Annotated in this window: 17 protein-coding genes; 7 read left to right on the plus strand and 10 right to left on the minus strand. The window is 31.0% G+C overall.

Features of this window, described 5'->3' with window-relative positions:
- Window positions 1–440: 440 nt before the first annotated feature.
- The 8 genes from N456_RS01325 to N456_RS01360 all read right to left on the minus strand — a co-directional run bounded on the left by N456_RS01325 (window position 441) and on the right by N456_RS01360 (window position 9682).
- Window positions 441–1805 carry an aldehyde dehydrogenase gene (locus N456_RS01325; protein ID WP_062053102.1) on the minus strand — a complete coding sequence of 455 codons (1365 nt, stop codon included), beginning with the start codon at window positions 1803–1805 and terminating at the stop codon, window positions 441–443.
- Between the two features lie 66 nt (window positions 1806–1871).
- Window positions 1872–2801, minus strand: coding sequence for a sterol desaturase family protein (locus N456_RS01330; protein WP_062053104.1), 930 nt, complete (start codon window positions 2799–2801; stop codon window positions 1872–1874).
- 341 nt (window positions 2802–3142) lie between these two features.
- Complete coding sequence (locus tag N456_RS01335) at window positions 3143–3982, minus strand: hypothetical protein (protein WP_062053106.1); 840 nt, start codon at window positions 3980–3982, stop codon at window positions 3143–3145.
- Between the two features lie 362 nt (window positions 3983–4344).
- Entirely contained in the window at window positions 4345–5205 is an 861-nt protein-coding gene (gene rluF / locus N456_RS01340; RefSeq protein ID WP_062053108.1) for a 23S rRNA pseudouridine(2604) synthase RluF, read from the minus strand.
- Between the two features lie 219 nt (window positions 5206–5424).
- Window positions 5425–6429, minus strand: a complete 1005-nt coding sequence (locus N456_RS01345; protein ID WP_062053110.1) for an SIMPL domain-containing protein — start codon at window positions 6427–6429, stop codon at window positions 5425–5427.
- A gap of 198 nt (window positions 6430–6627) precedes the next feature.
- Complete coding sequence (locus N456_RS01350) at window positions 6628–7467, minus strand: alpha/beta hydrolase (RefSeq protein WP_062053112.1); 840 nt, start codon at window positions 7465–7467, stop codon at window positions 6628–6630.
- Between the two features lie 78 nt (window positions 7468–7545).
- Window positions 7546–8109 (minus strand): hypothetical protein, encoded by a 564-nt coding sequence (locus tag N456_RS01355; protein WP_062053114.1) that lies wholly within the window; start codon window positions 8107–8109, stop codon window positions 7546–7548.
- 37 nt (window positions 8110–8146) lie between these two features.
- A complete protein-coding gene (locus N456_RS01360) occupies window positions 8147–9682 on the minus strand; it encodes a helicase HerA-like domain-containing protein (protein WP_062053116.1) in 1536 nt (511 codons plus the stop codon).
- A gap of 114 nt (window positions 9683–9796) precedes the next feature.
- Here N456_RS01360 and N456_RS01365 point away from each other — a divergent pair, with 114 nt between their 5' ends.
- A complete protein-coding gene (locus N456_RS01365) occupies window positions 9797–10255 on the plus strand; it encodes a Rid family detoxifying hydrolase (RefSeq protein WP_062053118.1) in 459 nt (152 codons plus the stop codon).
- A 133-nt stretch (window positions 10256–10388) separates the two neighbouring features.
- A complete protein-coding gene (locus N456_RS01370; protein ID WP_062053120.1) occupies window positions 10389–11018 on the plus strand; it encodes a 7-carboxy-7-deazaguanine synthase QueE in 630 nt (209 codons plus the stop codon).
- A 1388-nt stretch (window positions 11019–12406) separates the two neighbouring features.
- Here N456_RS01370 and N456_RS01375 read toward each other — a convergent pair.
- On the minus strand, window positions 12407–12943 hold the full coding sequence (locus N456_RS01375) for a DUF2911 domain-containing protein (RefSeq protein WP_062053122.1): 537 nt from the start codon (window positions 12941–12943) through the stop codon (window positions 12407–12409).
- A 263-nt stretch (window positions 12944–13206) separates the two neighbouring features.
- Here N456_RS01375 and asnB point away from each other — a divergent pair, with 263 nt between their 5' ends.
- Window positions 13207–14871 carry an asparagine synthase B gene (gene asnB, locus N456_RS01380; protein WP_062053537.1) on the plus strand — a complete coding sequence of 555 codons (1665 nt, stop codon included), beginning with the start codon at window positions 13207–13209 and terminating at the stop codon, window positions 14869–14871.
- Between the two features lie 240 nt (window positions 14872–15111).
- On the opposite strand, the gene N456_RS01385 is transcribed toward asnB, so the two are convergent.
- Complete coding sequence (locus N456_RS01385) at window positions 15112–16131, minus strand: M12 family metallopeptidase (RefSeq protein WP_062053124.1); 1020 nt, start codon at window positions 16129–16131, stop codon at window positions 15112–15114.
- Window positions 16132–16598: 467 nt separating this feature from the next.
- Between N456_RS01385 and gyrB the strand changes: the two genes are divergently transcribed.
- From gyrB to N456_RS01405, 4 genes are all read left to right on the plus strand, one after another.
- Window positions 16599–18539 (plus strand): DNA topoisomerase (ATP-hydrolyzing) subunit B, encoded by a 1941-nt coding sequence (gene gyrB, locus N456_RS01390; protein WP_062053126.1) that lies wholly within the window; start codon window positions 16599–16601, stop codon window positions 18537–18539.
- A gap of 90 nt (window positions 18540–18629) precedes the next feature.
- Window positions 18630–19631 (plus strand): DUF6588 family protein, encoded by a 1002-nt coding sequence (locus N456_RS01395; protein ID WP_062053128.1) that lies wholly within the window; start codon window positions 18630–18632, stop codon window positions 19629–19631.
- Between the two features lie 109 nt (window positions 19632–19740).
- Window positions 19741–20667 carry a malate dehydrogenase gene (mdh, locus tag N456_RS01400; protein ID WP_062053130.1) on the plus strand — a complete coding sequence of 309 codons (927 nt, stop codon included), beginning with the start codon at window positions 19741–19743 and terminating at the stop codon, window positions 20665–20667.
- Between the two features lie 179 nt (window positions 20668–20846).
- Window positions 20847–21476, plus strand: coding sequence for a hypothetical protein (locus tag N456_RS01405; protein ID WP_062053132.1), 630 nt, complete (start codon window positions 20847–20849; stop codon window positions 21474–21476).
- Window positions 21477–21652 lie beyond the last annotated feature (176 nt).

Consider the following 21652-nt stretch of genomic DNA (forward strand, 5'->3'; position numbering starts at 1 on the left):
CGATAGATTTTTTTAAAAATATTACGGAAAACCATCGCTTGAATAAAAATATAGGTAATAATTTGAAAACGAGTTAGACAACGTATTGTTTTTATAAATTATAGAATAATCCGCGATTTTCTTGAGTTTAGAAATGTAAATTCTATAGAAGAATGATTGAGTGTCTAAAATAACACAAAGGTAGAATTTCATTCTATAGTATAGCTCTTTAATTATCTATAAGAGAATCCAGTAATGGGATATGGGGTTCATTACTTGCTAAAGGAGGGTTAATTATCTAATATTTAAAAGAATATAAAGAATCTCCTGATGAAATATTTTTTGATTTGATTGAAAATGAAAACAAAATGTTTGTTTCTGAAAATAAATTATACCTTCTCGTTTTTACTATTAGAGCAATGCTATAATTTTATTTGTATCATACGCTTTTTTGTTACGAACTATCCAATAATCCATTTTAACCATTTTAGTTTCTTTGCGCTATATGGAGCATATTTTAGGTTAAGTTCTATCCAAAATGGTTTTTGTAAGATACTTTTATAATGGGAGAATGTGTCAAAACCATATTTTCCATGGTAGTTTCCAATTCCACTATCTCCAACACCTCCAAAAGGGAGGGATTGTTCTGTAAAATGCATTACAGCATCATTAATAGCTCCACCTCCAAAAGAAACTTCGTTTAGAATTTTATTCTTTATACACTTACTTTTGGTAAATACATAACAAGAAAGAGGTTTGGGTAATGTCTTGATATCACTAATCGCTTTTTCAATAGAATCAAATGTGAGTATAGGTAAGATGGGACCAAAAATCTCTTCTTGCATTATTTTATCACTAAATTTTACATCTTTTAGTATTGTTGGAGATATAATTCTTTCTTTTAAATTATGATCACCTCCTATATAAACTTTATTTGGGTTAATTAATGAGACAAGTCGTTTAAAATGTTTGTGAGTAATTATTTGGGTATAATTTTGATGATTGACATTGTAATCAGCCTTGTTGATTTGATCTTTTATAGCGATCAAAAATTTATCTCTAATGACAGATTCTATTAAAACATAATCAGGAGCAATACATGTTTGTCCTGCATTGAGGAATTTAGCCCAGACTAATCTTTTAGCAGTCATTTGGATATCTACATCTTTAGTAATTATAGCAGGGCTTTTACCTCCTAATTCTAGAGTTACTGGTGTTAGATGTTTTGCTGCTGCTTGATAGATTATCTTACCGACAGGTGCACTACCGGTAAAAAATATTTTGTCAAATTTAATTTTTAATAATTCAGAGGTTTCTTCAATGCCACCTTCAATAACTTTAAAAAAAGATGGATCAAAGTTTTGATTTATAAGTCGAGCTATAGCTGTAGAGGTGTTTGATGGTATTTCACTAGGTTTAAGGATTACAGTACATCCGGCTGCAATTGCAGCGATAGCAGGACATAATGATAATTGATAAGGGTAGTTCCAAGCTCCAATGACAAGTACAGTACCGAGAGGTTCTGGAATAATGTAACTTTTTCCAGGAAGGTTGGTTAGGTTAGTAGTAGTTTTTCTTTTTTTTATCCATTTGTGGATTTTGCTTAGGGCAAGATCAATTTCGTGATATATTATAGATAATTCTGTAGTATAGGTTTCGAATTCAGATTTTTTAAAATCAGCATAAATAGAATTATATAGGAGTGTTTCATTTTTTTTAATACTACTTTTTAGGCGTTTTAATTCCTGAATTCTAAAAGAGATATTTTTTGTGCTATTCGTATTAAAAAATAAGCGTTGCTGATCTATACTATCTTGATAATTCATAACTACTATAATTTAGAGAGTAGTATACTATTTTTTTGATCAAAAGTAACCTTATAAGAGTTTTTATTAATTATTTTTTTTAGACTTAAGTTCTCTTTGCATCTGTTTTACTGTAAGTGTGCTACCATCATGACTCCATCCAGGAGGACCAAAAATATACATAAATTTATGGTATATATTTTTTGATTTTTTAGTGTCATTCCATATATCTTTATACTCATGAGTAAGGATAGTCCATGGGTTATATGAATTAGGGGCATGAGTAACACCATATTGGATTTCTATATTTTCATCCAGAGCTTTCCAAGTACCAAATATTCTATCAAAGATATTAAGAAATCCTCCATGATTTTTATCCATGTATTCTACATTTTTTGCATGATGTACTTGGTGCATTGTATGTGTATTGAAGATTTTTTCTATAAACCCCATTTTTGGAATGTATACAGAGTGAAGCTGAAATTGCCACAAAGCTTCTATACCAAGACAAACGACTACCATCTCTGGAGGAAATCCTACTGCAGGAAGCCACATATAAAATAAAGGTTTGTATAAAAGTGTGAACCATCCATTACGAACGGCAGTGCCTAAATTAAAGTTGTCTGATGAGTGATGAACAATATGTGCAGCCCATAAAGCTCTAACCATATGATTCTGTCTATGAAACCAATAATACGTAAAATCATCTGCAAGTTGACATATTAGCCATACATACCAAGCATAACCAAATGATGTCCATCCCATTATGTTTGTTCTAATGCCATTTACTTCGGGATTAAATATTTCGTATACAAAATTGAATAGTACAATAGAAAATATTGTTTTTATCAGAGGGCCTAAAAAAGCTGATCCTACCCCCATCGTTAGACTAGCGGTTAAATCTTTCCAGTTATATAAATCTTTATGGTCATCATGGGTTTTGCTATAGGTAAGTTCTAATAAAATTAGTCCTAAAAAACAAGGTACTCCATATACCAAGGGGCTTGTAAAATCCATCTTTTTTTGTTGAGTTTATTCCGGGGCAAAATATAGTGAGAATTTTTACCAAATCATTAACAAATTTGAAGTATTCGATTAGGAACCATTTTTTATACTAGTTTTAAAAAAAGAAAGTCATAAAAGAGTTTGTATTTATATTATCCTATATTTAGTACTACTGTATATCTTCTTTTAATTCTTTTTTTGATATTCTGTGATTTAGGAGTAAGCAATTTATAGCTATTTGATACAAAAAGACGTAGGTTTATATATGGTTTTGTCAATTCAGCTAAGAATTAAATTATTATATCTAATTATCCTATAGACGTATTTTTAGATTCTTTATGATTGGCATCAATTTATTTAATTGATCGAAGAGCTTCATAGGTCATTAGAACATTTTTTATAGCTTTTTTTTCTGAGCTACTTATGGTTCTTTTATCAACATCATCCTTGCCAAAAAAACTAATCTTAACAACTTTTGCAGAAGCAATTGCTTTTATCATTGGCATATCAAAGTCTTTTATAATACGATCTAACCATTCTCTTTTTCCACCTGACTCTTCTTTTGATTTAAATTCTCCTGGGCTGTTTTCTTCTATTTCAAAGATTTTTCCATCTACATCTACTTCCATTCTTTGTATAAATAACCATTCTTTTTTGGTAAAATAATTAATAGTCAATCCTAGCCAAGGTTTGCGTTTTTCTTTTTTGCCTACATATGTATAAATAAAATTTTGATTGTTAAGCTTGGTAGAGGATTTATCAGAGTACCATGTTATTTCTTTAGTAACATCGTATTTCTTTTTCATCTTAGAGAGTGCTTTTTTATATGCTTCATCATTATCTTCTTTGAGTTTGTCTTTTTCTAAAGCTTTTTCAGTTTCCAGAATTTCTTTTTTTACCTTTTTAAGTAGGCTTTTTCCTTTTCTAGCCTCCTTAGAACGAGGGTATTTGTCGATTAAAACTGTGAGTCTATCTTTACTTTTTATGTAATTTAATTCATCGTAGTATTCCTCAGCTTGCTCAAGGATTTGGCTAGGAGTTAATTGGCATTCTGTGATTTTTTGAGTTAACTTTTTATTTTTCAGAATTAATTTTTTATTCTCTTCGGATAACTTATCATAATCGGCTTGAGGAACTCCGCAGCTAACTATAATTAATGTTATTAATATACTTATGAGTAAAATTTTTTTCATGATTGTTTTAGTATTTTGGTTAAGTACTTGTTAAAATATGAAAATATTACTCTTAAATATGTTAAAAAACATAGTATATTTCTTTTTTTATTAAAAAAAAATTATGGAATTTAACTTTGTAGTTAAGCTTTTTAGAGATATTATAAATTTATAAAAAAGAAAATTGATGTTTTTGGCTATACGAAGAATAAAAATTTATGTTTTGCTTAAGTAGTTGTAAATCAAATCTATAAGATATTACATAAATATAGTAAAACCATTTTCCGGATAAAATTTCTTTAGTAGGACACCACGTGATTTTTTATATGACTACCAAAATTATTGATTTTTTTAAAAATGTAATAGAGTAGTGTCAATTAATTTTAACGATCTCTGCGCTTTTTATCCCTTGATTTGTGAGAATTCTTTGTGCTAGAATTTCTTTTTTTGTCGTTTTTAGGAATAAAGCGACTAGAAGTGTTGTTATGATTAGGTTTAGTATTTTCTAATATAGAAGCTTCTTCTGTTTTACTAGAATCTCCAATATCAGCATTAAGAACGTTTAATTCTTTTTCTGTTAAATACCTCCATTCTCCAACAGGTACATCCAATGCAACATTCATGATTCTTATTCGCTTTAATCGAATCACGTCGTAACCTAGATACTCGCACATTCTACGAATCTGTCGATTTAATCCCTGAGTTAGTATAATTCTAAAATCATATTTACTAATCTGTTCTACTTCGCACTTACGGGTAATTGTATTAAGAATGGGAATTCCATTACTCATCCGTTTTATAAATAGTGGGCTGATTAATTTGTTTACAGTTACCAAGTATTCTTTTTCATGATTATTTCTTGCTCTAAGAATTTTGTTAACGATATCTCCATCACTGGTTAAAAATATAAGGCCTTCGCTAGGTTTATCTAATCTACCAATAGGAAAAATACGCTTAGGATAATTTATATAATCAACAATATTATCTTTTTCATTCTGTGCGGTAGTACAAACAATACCTACAGGTTTATTAAAAGCTAAATATACGTGTTCTTCTTTTTGTTTGCTAATTAACTTACCATCAACAGAAACAATGTCTTTGGGAGTGACCTTAGTCCCCATTTCTGGGATTTTTCCATTAATAGTTACACGACCTTGATCAATTAGTTTATCGGCTTCACGACGCGAACAATAACCAACCTCGCTTAGGTATTTGTTTAATCTGATGAGTGTTTTTTCTGGCATACTAATACTATAGTGTGCAAAGATACTATTTAAAAGTAATGATTATAAGTATTTGTTTTTTAAGAAAGTTGAATCTTCAGGTTTTAAGATGCTTAGTCTTTAGAGTAAACCTTTCTTGCGTCTTGTAGTGCAGAGTGGTTTAGTTTTAAAACTTTAGTGATTTAGAGATGAAGTAAAAAAAATATTATTTTCAAAATTAGCATCAATTAATAATTATCTCTAGCTTAATTTTAGTTCTTTAATATCAATATTACCATCAGGTGAGATTAAAAAGTATTTAGGCTGTATAATTTCTTTTTCAACTGGTTTTTGCTCTTTTGTTTTAGGGGTGTATTGTAGTTTTACTTCTAGACCTATTTGGATTACAGGTTCTAATATAGATGGGTTTATAACAATATCATAGTCGTTGTAAGAAATGGGATCATAATAATAAGAAGTTTGTTTTGTTGCTTTTATAACTCCTTGTTTTTTGCTAAGTGCTTCTATAGAAATACTATTAAAAGCTTTATAGTTTTTATAAAACTCTTTAGGAAAACGACAATATTTAGTGTCTGCAACAGTTGGGGAATATATTGTTAAGTCAAAGCCTAAATCAGTATAGAATTGTTGTTTTTCTTTTAAACTTTTTAGAAGTTCCACACGTAATTGGCGATATACATTTTGTATATCATTTATAAAATAATCAACTTTAACAAGGTTATAGATTTCATTATTTGCACAAGCAGATAGTATTTTTTCGAATTGCTTTACTTTAGTAAATTTTATATGAATGTTTTGTTGTATTTCAAAACCTTTAGGAACTTCATTGTATTTTTTACTAAATAGTTTTTTTTCTACTACAGTTTCATAAACAGGAACAAACGATATAATATCAAGAATGATATTTTTTTCGAGAATACCTTTAGAAAGTAAGGCTTTCTTTACCTTTGTTATCCTCTCCGACATTAATCTATTTGTTTCTTCAGAGGTTTTTCCAATTTGTACAATATTAAATATAGCAGTATATGAATCAGCAACAGTATTATGTAATGCTTTAATATCTATTGTTATTAAAGGGTTTGGAGTTAAAGTTTGTTTTCTGAATTGACTTATTTCATCATTAATAATATTATTTTCTCCTAATATACTGCCTTGCCTAGAAATTGTTATAGCATTCCCTTTTATTTGTGCAGATATAGTAGAAAAGCTGATTAGTAATAGTAAAGTATATATTGTATTTCTCATGATTTTATATTTATAGTAAACCTATGCTAAAAATATTTTTTGTGTAATTAATAATGAGTGACCAATACTTATAAATGAGTGAAGTATTCTTTTTTAGGTACTACTATATATCATTTAGTTAGAAAACATTATTTTCTTATATAGGAAAGTAGTCTTATTAGAAGAATAAGATTGTAGAGAGGTAAGGAAAAATATTTTTTATGCTTTTAGAAAATCGATAATCATATAATCTACTTCTTTAAAAAATAACGAATGCCCATAATTTTCTGTAGTAATAAATTGAACAGTATTCCAATTTTTACTAATGTTTTCTGCTTCTGAATAAGGAACAATATCATCGTTCTTATCATGAATCAATAGTCCAGTAATTGTTAGCTTTTTTACAAATTCAGACAATGAAAATTCTTCAAAATAAAAACCGTGTTTATCTTTAAAATAACTATTCAAGGCTTTCATGAATTTAGGAGAGAATTTTAAAATCCCTTGATAATCTCTCATAATCCTTGACAATTCTGAGGGTGGAGCTAATGCAACTATTTTTTTTATTTCTTGATCAGGGAAGGAATATTGATGAAATATAGTTGCCATTCCTCCTAAAGAATGCCCTACGACATAATTAGGTCGATATAGTTCAACTATCTTTTGAATGCATTTTGTGTATAAGGGAATGTTAAAAATTTTACCAGATGAATTACCATGAGCAGGAGCATCAAAAGCGATAATATTATATCCTTCTTGTTGTAGTTTTTGGATAAGATTTTTCCATCGGTGGGTGTTGCTTTCCCATCCATGTATAAGCAATATAGTTTCTCCTAAGTTAGGCCATCTATATGTTTGTAGCGTAATATTATCTATGTAAATAATTTCATCTTCAGCTTGTTCGAGAAATGTATCTTGTTCAGGCAATACTTTTCCTTTTCTTGGCGTGCAAAATATAGTATATGCTTTATTAAGTGCTTTTTTGGGATTAAAAAAGAAAAGTAAATGGAGATATTTTCCAATGATTAGCGGAAGATGTTTTTTGTATTTTTCTTTCATTTAAGATCCTTGTCGATGTGCTGATTCTATAGTAAATACAGGAAAGCAGATAGTAAGATGTTCGTATTCTTATAATGTTTATTTTGCATCCCAGTTGATCCAGAAGTGTTTGATTTTAGCAGAATCAGGGATATCAGTATCTTTTATTTCTATAGATGTGGTGGATTTAAATTTGTTTGGTAATTCTTTTTTATCAATAGTAAAATATGCTTGGATGCTATCTACAAATATCACTGCTGTACTTAGTGTATTATTGATTTTGGAAATTTGATAATGATCTTTAATATCTTTAAACACACTACCCGAAGATAAGCCAGATGAGGTTTTATATCTAGGATCTATAATCTGAATATTTTCTATAGTACTAGAAGTAGTTTCTTTACGAGCCTCTAAAATTAAAAGTTTCTTTCCTCCTTTTTCATATACTTCTATTTCATTTGATTGATTTAAAAATTGATTGTCATTAGTACGTTTTACGATAGAGTCATTCGCAAAAACAGAATCTAATTTTTTGATAAGAGTTGTATTAGTTAATAAGCCTATTCTATTATGAGAGATAGTAAAAGGATCATTTTTTTGTTCTTCTTGGCAACTATACATTACTAGGGCAATACTACAGATTTGAAAAATTCTTTTTATCATAATAAATTGATTAACTAGTTCATTTTAATAGTAACGGTTATTTTAATAACTTATTTAGTATACCTAAAGCCCCTCTGATAAAGGTAGCACTAGTTAACACTTTTATAATAGCTTTTTCTGTAGTACTGGTTCTTCTGCTTTTCGATCCAGACCTAGATGAGCCTCTATCGAGTTTTTCTCTTTCCTTTTTTGCAGCAGCTTTTGCTTCTTCAGCTTCAGCTTTTTCTATTTTTTTATTTAAAAGTTCATAAGCACTTTCTCTGTCAATTTCCTCATTATATTTAGAGATAAGTTTTGATTTTTTTAATAACTTTTTTAATTCATCATCATTTAATATATCCATTCTACTCATTGGTGCACGTAACATTGTAGCAGCTAATGGAGTGGGTCTTCCTTTTTCATCAAGTGCAGATATTAAAGCTTCACCTATTCCTAAAGAAGTTAGTATTTCTTTAGTATCATAATATTCCGAAATAGGATAGTTTTCGGCAGTGAGTTTAATTGCTTTTCGATCTTTTGCGGTAAACGCTCTTAGTGCATGCTGGACTTTTAATCCTAATTGACTTAGGATGCCATCAGGTACATCGGTTGGATTTTGGGTAACAAAATAAAGACCTACACCTTTAGATCGTATTAATTTTACAATGCTTTCGATCTGTCCCATTAATGCATTAGAAGCTTCTTTAAAAATTAAGTGGGCTTCATCTAGAAAAATAATTAATTCTGGTCTTCCACTATCTCCTTGTTCAGGAAAAGTACTGTATATTTCAGCAAGAAGACTAAGCATAAACGTTGAAAACAATTTTGGTTTATCTTGTATATCCGTTAATCTGATAATATTAATAATACCTCTTCCATTTTCATCAATTCTACATAGATCCTGAACTTCGAAAGATTTTTCACCAAAAAACAGATCAGCTCCTTGTTGTTCTAATTCTACTATTTTACGTAAAATAGCTCCTGTAGATGCTGTAGAAATGCGTCCATAATCTTTTTCTAATTCTTTTTTACCTTCTTGAGTTGCAAACTGTAATACTTTTTTTAGATCTTTTAAATCTAATAAAGGCAATTTATTATCATCACAATATTTAAAGATAATAGAAATAATCCCGGCTTGAGTTGTCGTAACATCAAGGATTCGAGATAATAAAACAGGTCCAAACTCACTAACAGTGGCTCTAAGTCTAACCCCGTCTTGATCGGATAATGATAGGATTTCTACAGGAAATTCTTTAGCATCAAAAGGGATTCCTATTTTTTCATGACGCTCATCAATTTTTGGATGACCTGGACTTGCAGCTGCAATTCCACTAAGATCTCCTTTAATATCCATTAAGAGTACGGGGATTCCTTGTTCACTTAAATTTTCAGCAATAACTTGTAGTGTTTTAGTTTTTCCTGTACCAGTAGCTCCTGCAATTAAACCATGTCTATTTAGTGTCTTTAAAGGGATTTTAACATGTGCATCAGTTATTGTCTCGCCATTATGTATGGCAGCCCCCATAGTTAGAAAATCACCTTTGGTTTTATAACCTTCATTAATATGATCAAGAAAAGCCTTATTGTCACTCATAATATATGATATATTTTTGCATAAAAATAGGAATCTAAATTTTTCTATTGAAATTATAAGTTATTTTTAATATAAAGTTTAAGTAGTAATATCATTTTATAACCCATTTTGCTTATGAAAAAAATAATAATAATAGCTTGTCTTCTATTATTTCTGATAAGTTGTGATAAAAAATCTTTAAAAAGTATAGATTCTACAGTGTTTCATAAAACTCATGAACCGAAAAAATCAAAAGCTCCTTTTTCTGATATTGTTCAGGTTGGAAACATGTATTTTTTATCAGGTCAGATAGGAATGGATCATAGTACACGAAAATTAGTTGAAGGGGGTATAGCATCAGAAACCAAACAAACCTTAGAGAACATCAAAGCAGTTTTAGAATATCATAATCTACCAATGGAAAATGTTGTAAAATGCACTGTGATTTTGGCAGAGATAGAAGACTTTTCTGTTTTTAATGAAATTTATAAAACATATTTCCCTCAGAAACCTGCACGAACTACATTTGCGGCCAAGGAATTGGCAAGAGGAGCTAAGATAGAGATAGAGTGTATAGCTGTTAGATCTCAATGAAAATATTAAATTGATATATTACTAATGGTAGTATTTTTTGATTAATGTATGGAAATTAGGTCTTTGAGTAGGGGTATTTCTAAGTATGAATATTCTAAAATTGTAATTTATTATTATTTACCTTTGCGAACTTATGAAAGAGAGTATACAGAAATTGGTGAATGCAGGTAAGATGCTTCCTTTAATGGAAGAATTTTATACAATTCAGGGAGAAGGTTATCATAAAGGAACAGCAGCATATTTTATTAGAATCGGAGGCTGTGATGTAGGATGCCATTGGTGTGATGTTAAAGAAAGTTGGAATGCAAACCTACACCCTCCAACAGATACAGATAGTATTGTAGAGAATGCTCTTAGATACAGTAATGTAATTGTTGTTACAGGAGGAGAACCTCTAACATGGGATATGACATTGTTAACTTCTGGTTTTAAAGATAAAGGAGCTCAGACGCATATCGAAACTTCTGGAGCTTATCCATTAACGGGTGTATGGGACTGGATATGTCTTTCTCCTAAAAAAGTGAAGCTTCCTAGAAAAGAAGTGTATCTAAAGGCAAATGAATTAAAATGTATCATTTATAACAATAACGACTTTCTTTTTGCAGAAGAACAAGCAGATAAAGTTTCAGAAGACTGCATTTTGTATCTTCAGCCAGAATGGAGTATGCGAGAAAAAATGATTCCTTTAATAGTGGATTACGTTATGGAAAACCCAAAATGGAAGGTATCCCTTCAGACACATAAATACTTAAATATTCCGTAGAAGTCATTATGTTGTCATCCTAACTTAAGTAGTACTATATTCTAAAAAAATGACCTAAAATAATGAGCATAGGAATTACTACAGACCTTAATGGGCAAGATATGAAAATTATAAGTAAAAGAGGGTGTTGATTTCAATCATCCAAAAACACCTGAGCTTGAGCCAAACGATAGTTAAGTTTCTAGTTTTGCTAAAAATCATACAAAAAACATTATAGCTGTAATAAGAGCAACTTGTTTTTAGAGTATATTTTATGTCGAACTACTTTGGTTGTTAGAAGATTGTAGAAGAAAAGCCCTTGAGAGAAAGTCAATTAGATGCTATCTGTCATATGAAAATCGAGTATAGTTCTTTTTTTATACTACCCATTGGTGCTTTTAAGTCTTTATTGAAGATTTGTTTTAAAAGAAGTTTACCTCTCAATAGCAAAAAATCATTTTAGAAACATACTTTGTAGCTTGTCTCGGGGTTGTTGATTAAGTGAAAATAGTAGGTAACATGAAGTAAAAATGAAAGTGGTTCGACGTAAAATTGCATTATTTTTGTTTTTTTACAGGTTTTGGAAGCTTTAAAAAAGGGTTTTTGAAATAGCAACAGGGGAAAACACCCCTAAAAACAAAGCTTTTTTTGTAGGAAAAAGCTTCATTTATTAAGAGAGGATTTTGGGTTTTTGATTTTATGTCGAAAAACTATGCTCTGTGTCTAAAATAGACTTTTTAAAATGTTAATATTTTTATACCAGCTATAACGCGTATTATCTTTGTAACAGAAATTTAAATCAAGAAGTTATGAAGTTATTTTATGGGATTTTGAATATAGATGTTAAAGCATTAAAAGACTTTTTAAAACATTTGCCATCAGCTTGTAGTGATGCAATTCATAGATAAAAATTTGATGCTGTTATAACATGAGTTTAAAAAATGATAGAGTATTTAAAACTCGTTTCAGATTAAGTTTATGTTAAAGGATTAAGAAGGGAAATCCCCCTATTTTTCCTAGTATAAAACGACAAAAGAGTAGAGGTGAGTATAATAGAGAGATTTTTTTGTGTCTGTTATCGATAAAACCTCAATTTATGTCTAAAAATCATGTAAATTATTGACATCACGTAATATGGGTGTTATATTTGAGTAATATTATAAGTAATTTTAATTTTAAAAAACAAACGTATGGGGCTATTTTACACAAAATTTAGATTAACTTTTAGAGTTGTGATGGACTTTTTAAGAGAATTACCTGGAGCATCTGGTCATGCTATTCACAGATAATTAAAAAAGAACTAGATTACTGTTTATTTGGGGACAATAGTAATTAGTATCAACAATTGTTGAGGGAGAAAAAATAGCTTAAGAATTAAATATTTAATTCTTAAGCTATTTTTTATTGTTTTATAATAGATAAAAAGGAACTTCTACTCGTGTAGTATCCCATCCCATTACCATATGGTATCCTTTGTCTACTTGTTTAAAAGCTATAGAGAAAACTTCAAGCTCATCTCCACTTTTAACCTTTGCTTTAATTCTAGCTATATCCTTTGCTTTGTCATAATTATACGCTCCCCAGCTATCCAAGTCAGAATTTATAATAATAGTCCATTCTTTCTCTCCAGGTATTGTAAATAAAGAATAAGTTCCGGCTTTAATGGATTTGTCTCCCATTTTTACATCTTGTAGAAATTTGATTTCGGTGGCTTCATCCGCACCAGTTCTCCAAACCTTATCATATGCCGCTAAACTACCAAAAATTTTACGCCCTTTTTTTTGTGGGCGACTATAGATAACTTTAATTTCTGGTTTACTATTTCTTTCTTTCTTTGCGTATGAAATATCTGTTGGGCTTTTTTGAAGACCAGAAAAACTCTGAGCATTCATTGTTGATAATGCTCCCCAAAGCATTATAGTAACTAATAAGAATGTTTTTTTCATATAAGAATGATTTTTAATTTATAATGATAGACGTAAAGATATTAGCGAACTTACAATTGAAATGTTAATCGATTCCATAAGTTCTGTTAAATGTTAGAAGTGATAAATTGAAGTTATATGTAATGATATTACTTTTTTAAGTTTCTTTTTGTTTGGTTTTTTGTGTTTTTTGTTTAATTATGTAACTAGATATAGTCTTATTGTTTTTGTTTTGTAACTATATGTGCATCTTTGGCTTTCAGAATAACAGAAAAAAAGATACTATGTGTGGAATTGTTTGCGCTTTTGATATAAAGCAAGATTCAGAGATATTAAGACCTCAATTATTAGAAATGTCTAAAAAAATTAGACATAGAGGTCCGGATTGGAGTGGAATTTATTCAAGTAAAAATGCAATACTAGCGCATGAGAGATTAGCTATTGTTGATCCTGTTTCTGGTAAACAACCTTTGTTTAGTAGGGATAAGAAATTGGTGCTTGCGGCTAACGGAGAAATTTATAATCATAGAGAGCTTCGAGAACAGTTTGAAGGAGAGTATGATTTTCAGACAGCATCTGATTGTGAGGTAATATTAGCATTGTATCAACAAAAAGGACCAGATTTTTTAGATGATTTGAATGGGATTTTTGCTTTTGCATTATATGATGTAGAGAAGGAGGTATATTTTATATCAAGAGATCATATGGGAATTATTCCTTTATATATGGGGTGGGATCAGAATGGAACTTTCTATGTAGCTTCAGAATTAAAAGCTCTCGAAGGAGTGTGTACTAAAATTGAATTATTTCCTCCAGGACACTACCTATCTAGTGAGGATGGAGAAGTAAAAAAATGGTACACAAGAGATTGGTCAGATTATGATGCAGTAAAGGATAATCAAACTAGTATTGATGAGCTCAGAGATGCCCTAGAAGCAGCTGTTCATAGACAGTTAATGTCTGATGTCCCTTATGGAGTTTTATTGTCGGGCGGTTTAGACTCTTCTGTAACTTCAGCTATTGCAAAAAAATATTCAGAAAAAAGAATAGAATCTAATGACACTAAAGATGCATGGTGGCCAAAGTTGCATTCTTTTTCAGTAGGATTAGAAGGATCTCCGGATTTAGAAGCAGCTCGGAAAGTAGCAGATCATATAGGAACTGTTCATCACGAAATTAAATTTACGATTAGAGAAGGGCTTGACGCTATAAAAGATGTGATTTATAACTTAGAAACATATGATATTACTACAATTAGGGCTTCTACTCCAATGTATTTGATGGCAAGAGTGATTAAGTCTATGGGAGTTAAAATGGTGTTATCAGGAGAAGGAGCAGATGAGATTTTTGGAGGATATTTATATTTTCATAAAGCTCCAAATGCAAAAGAATTTCATGAAGAAACTGTCCGTAAGCTAAGTAAATTACATATGTATGATTGCTTACGAGCTAATAAGTCATTAGCAGCATGGGGAATAGAAGGTCGAGTGCCATTTTTGGATAAAGAATTTATGGATGTAGCAATGCGGATTAACCCACAAGATAAAATGATCAATGGAGAACGAATGGAGAAATGGGTGATTCGTAAAGCTTTTGAATCTTATTTGCCTGAGAGTGTCGCATGGAGGCAGAAAGAACAATTCTCTGATGGAGTAGGATATAGTTGGATTGATACTTTAAAAGAAGTTGTAGAAACAGAAATTACAGATGAACAAATGGCAAATGCTCATTTTAGATTCCCTATACAAACTCCCCAAAACAAAGAAGAATTTTATTATCGCTCTATTTTTGAAGGTCATTTCCCTAGTGATACAGCAGCATTGAGTGTTCCCCAAGAACCGTCAGTAGCATGTAGTACAAAAATAGCTTTAGAATGGGATGAAGAATTTAAAAACATGAATGACCCAAGTGGTAGAGCCGTTGCAAATGTACATGAAGAAGCGTACTAAATAAAAATTTATTTCTAGAATACAAACCGTAATCTAGATTATGATTGGAGTTCCCCAACTTTAAGGAAAAAAGGCTGTCTGAAAAGATAGCCTTTTTTCGTTTTAGTGCGTCGTTCTGAAATACATCAATTTGTATCAAATATTGTAGAGCGGAACATCAAAATATACTAAAAAGGCAATCTATAATCATTTATAGATTGCCTTTTTATCGAATAGAAGTCTTATTATAACCTAGCTATTTTAATTATTACCACATTTTCCTTCTTTTTTCCATCCAGTGTTCTCTCTAGTGTATAAATAATCATTATAAGTAACCTGATCCCCTATATTATAAGATTGTCCATAAACATACGGGCTTACATCTTTACAGATATCACCACCAGGATTGCCAATAGTAGGATATGCTTTATTCGTACCTTCAATATCTAAGGCAGATATAGTTTCTTGTGCTCCAGTATATGTTTGACCATTAAGTAGCGTAATGGTTGGTTTTCTGTTTTTAGAAAAACCATAAGAGTAGTACATCATTATAGATTTAATATCAAATTCTTTGGTTAATAATTGTGCATTTTGATCTTTTCTAAAATTACCGTCTTTTCCATTTTGGATATTTTCCCATTTTATAATAACATAATCATCTCTATCTGATCTTGTTTGCTCATGTACAAAACCAAGTGTGTGTCCTAATTCATGAACTATTAGACTTATACTTGCGGTACGACCTAATTGTACACGTCCATTTTTTTGCACTCCAAATGAAGCCCGCCCACATCCTGAACATACGTCTGTAGATTCGTATATGTTTACGTAATCAGATTCGTTAGTTCTTTCTTTAAATTTGATATTAGTTTTGTCAGACCATCTTTTAAAAGCTGCTGTTAAATTAGTGCGCAAAGTACTGTTTAGAGACCCCAGTGTATAGACTACAGTGTTATTTGGCCATTTTTTAACCGAATTCCATAATGCTAATTTTGGGCTAATTTCACTAGGAGGGGATTTTGGATCAAAAACTGGTGGAGGCGTGTCCGATAGCATATTGGCAGAAAGAATAATATCCGAATTATAAAGAAACTCTCCGTTTCCTATATCCTCTACGTCAACTAAATTTCCTTGAAAATATTTTTCAATAGTTTTTTCATTTGTTGATGTTGCGGTGTGATCGGTATTCTCGTCGATGTTGTCTTTTTGACAAGAAGCGAAAAATAATACACTACCTAGTGCTACAGTCTTTAATACGTTGGACTTTTTTTGAAATTTCATAATCTTTTTGTTAAATTGAGTTTGTGTAAATATTTTATTTGTGATTCAAATATCATTAATGATTATTCGATAATGATTATTCGATTCTCCTAAACTGCGTTAGTGTGTAAGGTATTGCCGGAAGAAGTGTTAATGTAAATGTAAAAAGTATAACTAGAATGTTAATATATGGCTTTCCATCACATGCTTTATTGTAGAGCCTTAACTTAGAAGAATACTTGTTTGCGTTATGTAAGAAAATAGTTTTTTAGGGCGGCCAGATGAATATTTAGTAAAATATAGTTTGCTGTTAAATCAAATTTAAGGCTGTTTTTATCGTTTTTAAGAGCGTTTTCGGTTTTTATGGTACTGTTCTTAACTGATTGTTAATAACTCTTTAGGTCATCGATAATAAAAGCCTTTCATCCTTTTAGCGTTTTTTTATCTTTGTTTGTTGTCAAAATAATAAAATAATAAATAAGAGATTTATGAGCGAAGAAGCTAATAAGAAGAACTACTCCGCAGATAGTATTCAGGCACTCGAAGGAATGGAGCATGTGCGTATGCGACCATCGATGTATATTGGTGATGTGGGATCTCGAGGACTACACCATTTAGTGTATGAGGTGGTGGATAATTCAATTGATGAAGCATTAGCAGGGCACTGTGATTCTATAGAAGTAACTATCAATGAAGATAATTCTGTTACTACTCGGGATAATGGTCGAGGTATTCCCGTAGGAATACATAAAAAAGAAGGAGTTTCTGCTTTAGAAGTTGTAATGACTAAAATTGGAGCAGGAGGTAAATTCGATAAAGATTCTTATAAAGTTTCAGGAGGTCTGCATGGGGTAGGAGTATCTTGTGTAAATGCATTATCAGATCACCTACATGCAATTGTTCATAAAGACGGAAAGGTATGGGAACAGGAATATGAAAAAGGAAAACCATTATACCCTGTTAAATCTACAGGAGATACCGATTTTAATGGAACCATAGTAACGTTTAAACCAGACCCCACTATTTTTCAGCAGACACTAGAGTATAATTATGATACTCTGGCTAGTCGTATGCGAGAATTAGCTTATCTTAATAAAGGAATAAGAGTAACATTAACAGATAAGCGTAATAAGGATGAAAAAGGAAACGATATTACAGAAACATTTCATTCTGAAGAAGGATTAAAAGAATTTGTAAGATTTCTAGATGCTAGTCGTAGTTCTATCATCGCAGAAGTAATTTCTATGGAAGGGGAGAAAAATAATATCCCTGTAGAAGTAGCAATGATTTATAATGATTCTTATGCAGAGAATTTACATTCTTATGTAAATAATATCAATACGCACGAGGGAGGAACACATTTGTCTGGTTTTAGAAGAGGTCTTACTTCTACACTAAAAAAATATGCTGATTCTTCTGGATTATTGGATAAACTAAAATTCGAAATTGCTGGGGATGATTTTAGAGAAGGATTAACAGCAATTGTATCTGTAAAAGTTCAAGAACCACAGTTCGAAGGTCAAACCAAAACTAAATTAGGAAATAGAGAAGTTACTTCTGCTGTCTCACAAGCAGTTTCTGAAATGTTGGAAAACTATTTGGAGGAGAACCCTAATGATGCAAAGACAATTATCCAAAAAGTAATCCTCGCAGCCCAAGCGCGCCACGCAGCCAAGAAGGCAAGAGAAATGGTACAACGTAAGTCTGTGATGAGTATCGGAGGATTACCTGGTAAACTCTCTGATTGCTCAGAACAAGATCCAGCATTATGTGAGGTGTTCTTGGTTGAGGGAGATTCTGCAGGGGGAACAGCAAAACAAGGAAGAGATCGTATGTTTCAGGCTATTCTTCCATTACGCGGTAAGATATTGAATGTAGAAAAAGCAATGCATCATAAGGTTTTTGAAAATGAAGAAATCAAAAATATTTTTACAGCTCTAGGAGTAACAATTGGGACAGAAGAAGATAGTAAAGCTTTAAACCTTTCAAAATTAAGATATCATAAAATTGTAATTATGTGTGATGCCGATGTTGATGGTAGTCACATATCTACATTGATTCTAACATTCTTTTTCCGATATATGAAAGAATTAATCGAAGCAGGACATATATATATAGCTGCTCCACCACTATATTTAGTAAAGAAAGGAGCTAAAAAACAATATGCTTGGAATGATGATCAACGAGATAGAATTGTAAAAGAATTTGGAGAAAATTCTAAGATACAACGATATAAAGGTCTTGGAGAGATGAATGCAGAGCAATTATGGGATACAACAATGAACCCAGAATATAGAACGATGCGTCAGGTTACTATTGAGAATCTTACAGAAGCTGATAGAGTTTTCTCTATGCTTATGGGAGATGAAGTGCCACCACGTAGAGAGTTTATAGAAAAGAATGCCGTTTATGCAAATATTGATGCATAACTAAATCTTAGAATATAACTAGAAATCCGCTATGTCTTAAATGTATAGCGGATTTTTTTTATATTGCAGCGCCTATAAAACCCAAATCTTATGAAAAAATGCATATTGTTGTTCGCTTTATTATTAAGTAACATTAGTATTTCTCAAACCGATATCAATCAAGTTCTAGAAATAGGAATCGAAAATGCCAGAAGATTTAGTAAAGACTATTTTGCTCCTGCAGGAGAGGTTTTGGTAAATGCAATGTCTAATGGTTGGTATAACTCAGCAAAAACAAAGAAATTATGGCATTTCGAAGTAGGAATTGTAGGGAATCTTTCTTTTGTAAGAGATGAAAAACAGACCTTTACAATTGATACTAGAGATTATGACGGAGTTACATTTAGAAGTGGGCAAGCCAGTCGTACAGTTTCTAGTGCTTTAGGAGGAAATCAAGAGAGAATCTCTGTACTTGTTACTAATGATCAAACTACAGGATTAGAAGTTGTTTTACCAGATGGGATAAGTAGTTCTGGGATTGGTTCGATACCAAGTGGTTTTATTCAAGGAACTCTTGGGTTGATAAAAAGTACTGAAATAAAAGTAAGATTTTTACCTAGAATTAAAGCGGTAGAAGATGCCGAAATACAATTATACGGTATTGGTTTTCAGCATGAATTTACTGACTGGGTTTTTCCTTTAAAAAGATGGCCGGTTAGGCTTTCAGGTTTGTTAGGCTATACTAATTTAAAAGGGTTTTATGATATAGATGCTACTACAGGAATGCCTGGAACTGACCAAAAAGTACAGTTAAATACAAATTCATGGATCATTACGAGTGTTGTATCTACCAAATTACCAGTTTTAAATTTTTATGGAGGTCTAGGATATTATATTGGTTCTAGTGAAGCCGAGCTACTAGGAACATATCAAATCAAAAATGAAACACCATTACCAGAAACACTAACTGATCCAATACGTGTAAAAAATAAAACAAATGGAGTAAAAGCTACAATAGGTGCAAAAGTAAAATATGGACTTTTTAGAGCTAATCTAGATTATACTTTACAAAACTATAATAACCTTTCTTTAGGACTCTATTTTGGGTGGTAATTAACATCTTATTTGCTAATTAATTCATCAAAGAATTTGTATTTTCGCATGGATGCTGAAAACATTTTCAGTATAACGATAAATATTAATTAAAATAACATATAGAACGATGAAAGTTACAGTAGTAGGTGCTGGTGCAGTAGGTGCTAGTTGCGCCGAATATATAGCGATAAAAGATTTTGCTTCAGAAGTAGTCTTGTTAGATATCAAAGAAGGATATGCAGAAGGAAAAGCAATGGACCTTATGCAGACAGCTTCCTTAAATGGATTTGATACTAAAATAACAGGAACTACAGGAGATTATACTAAAACTGCAGGAAGTGATATTGTAGTGATTACTTCAGGAATTCCTCGTAAACCAGGAATGACTCGCGAAGAATTGATAGGGATTAATGCAGGTATTGTTAAGACAGTATCTTCTAATCTTATTGAGCATTCTCCAAACGCTATTATTATTGTGGTTAGTAATCCTATGGATACCATGACCTATTTAGTACATAAGACTACTAATCTTCCTAAGAACAGAATTATAGGTATGGGTGGGGCTTTAGATAGCGCTCGTTTTAAGTATCGATTAGCAGAAGCTCTTGAAGCACCTATTTCTGACGTTGATGGAATGGTAATAGGAGGGCATAGTGATAAAGGAATGGTACCATTAACAAGATTAGCAACTAGAAATAGTGTTCCTGTATCAGAGTTTATTACAGAAGAAAGATTAGAACAAGTAGCAGCAGATACTAAGGTTGGAGGAGCTACATTAACTAAATTATTAGGTACCTCAGCATGGTATGCACCAGGAGCTGCAGTATCAGGTTTGGTACAGGCAATTGCTTGTGATCAAAAGAAAATATTCCCTTGTTCTACTTTGTTAGAAGGAGAGTATGGATTAAATGACCTTTGTATTGGAGTACCAGTAGTATTAGGTAAAAATGGAATCGAAAAGATTGTAGATATCGAACTTAGCGCAGCAGAAAAAGCAAAGATGGTAGAGAGTGCAGAAGGAGTTAAGAAAACAAATGGATTATTAGAGTTGTAATAATCTATATAGGTTTATAATAAGAAAAGAGTTGCTGTTATGCAACTCTTTTTGTTCGCTATAATTTTTTAAATGACTAAGAATATATCATTTAGTACTATAAAGTACTATTTTTCGTTATTGTTTTATGTTTGTATAAGTATACAGAAATATAAATTTAATTTTTTTATATTTGCCGGATGACGAAAAAAAGGTACTTCGTAATTTTATTAACAGCACTTGCATTACTTGTTGTAATGCAGCAACAGGCTGTTGTACCTAATCAAGAGATAGTATTAGAGTTTGCTAATACAGAAGTTACTTCTCTAGAAGCCCAGAATACAATTGCAATTGTAAAAAAACAGTTACAATCTATAGGGGTTACAAATACCAGAATATCAAAGGAGTTAAAAGATGGTAAGCTAAAAATTACGTATTACAGCGATGCAGATGTAGCGTATATAAAAAGAGCACTTTCTAAAGAACGGAATATAGCATTTGATCACGTTTTTTATGATCAAAATAAAAAAGATAATCAGGAGAATCAGTTTCCTGTAGATAAAAATTCAAAAGAGTATAAACTAGATGTTTATGAAATTCAAAAAAGCGCAGATTTTAGTTCTGACTTTAATGATAAATATGTTTTAGAGGTAAGACATGAAAAAAATGGATACTCTAGTACTAATTCTTATAGTCTTATTACAAAGGTTGATACTACTAATATCAATAAGCTTGTAAAAGTAGCTCAAAAAATAAATAAAAATATTGCAATCGCAATAGATAATACTTCACATAATATTCCAGAAGTAAGAGCAGGACCTATCTCATAGTATAGGATTCAAAGCTTTTAAGGAATTCCTAAATACAAATCATTTTTTTATTAAAAGCTAAAAAAGAAGAGTGATTAATAACTCTAAAGAATCGTTTTAGCTTTTACACCCATATATCAGTAATTCTGATAATGTTTATTACATCATATTCAATAATTAAAAACAATTGTCAAATC

It is taken from the genome of Aquimarina longa SW024 (assembly GCF_001401755.1).
Classification (GTDB): Bacteria; Bacteroidota; Bacteroidia; order Flavobacteriales; family Flavobacteriaceae; genus Aquimarina; species Aquimarina longa.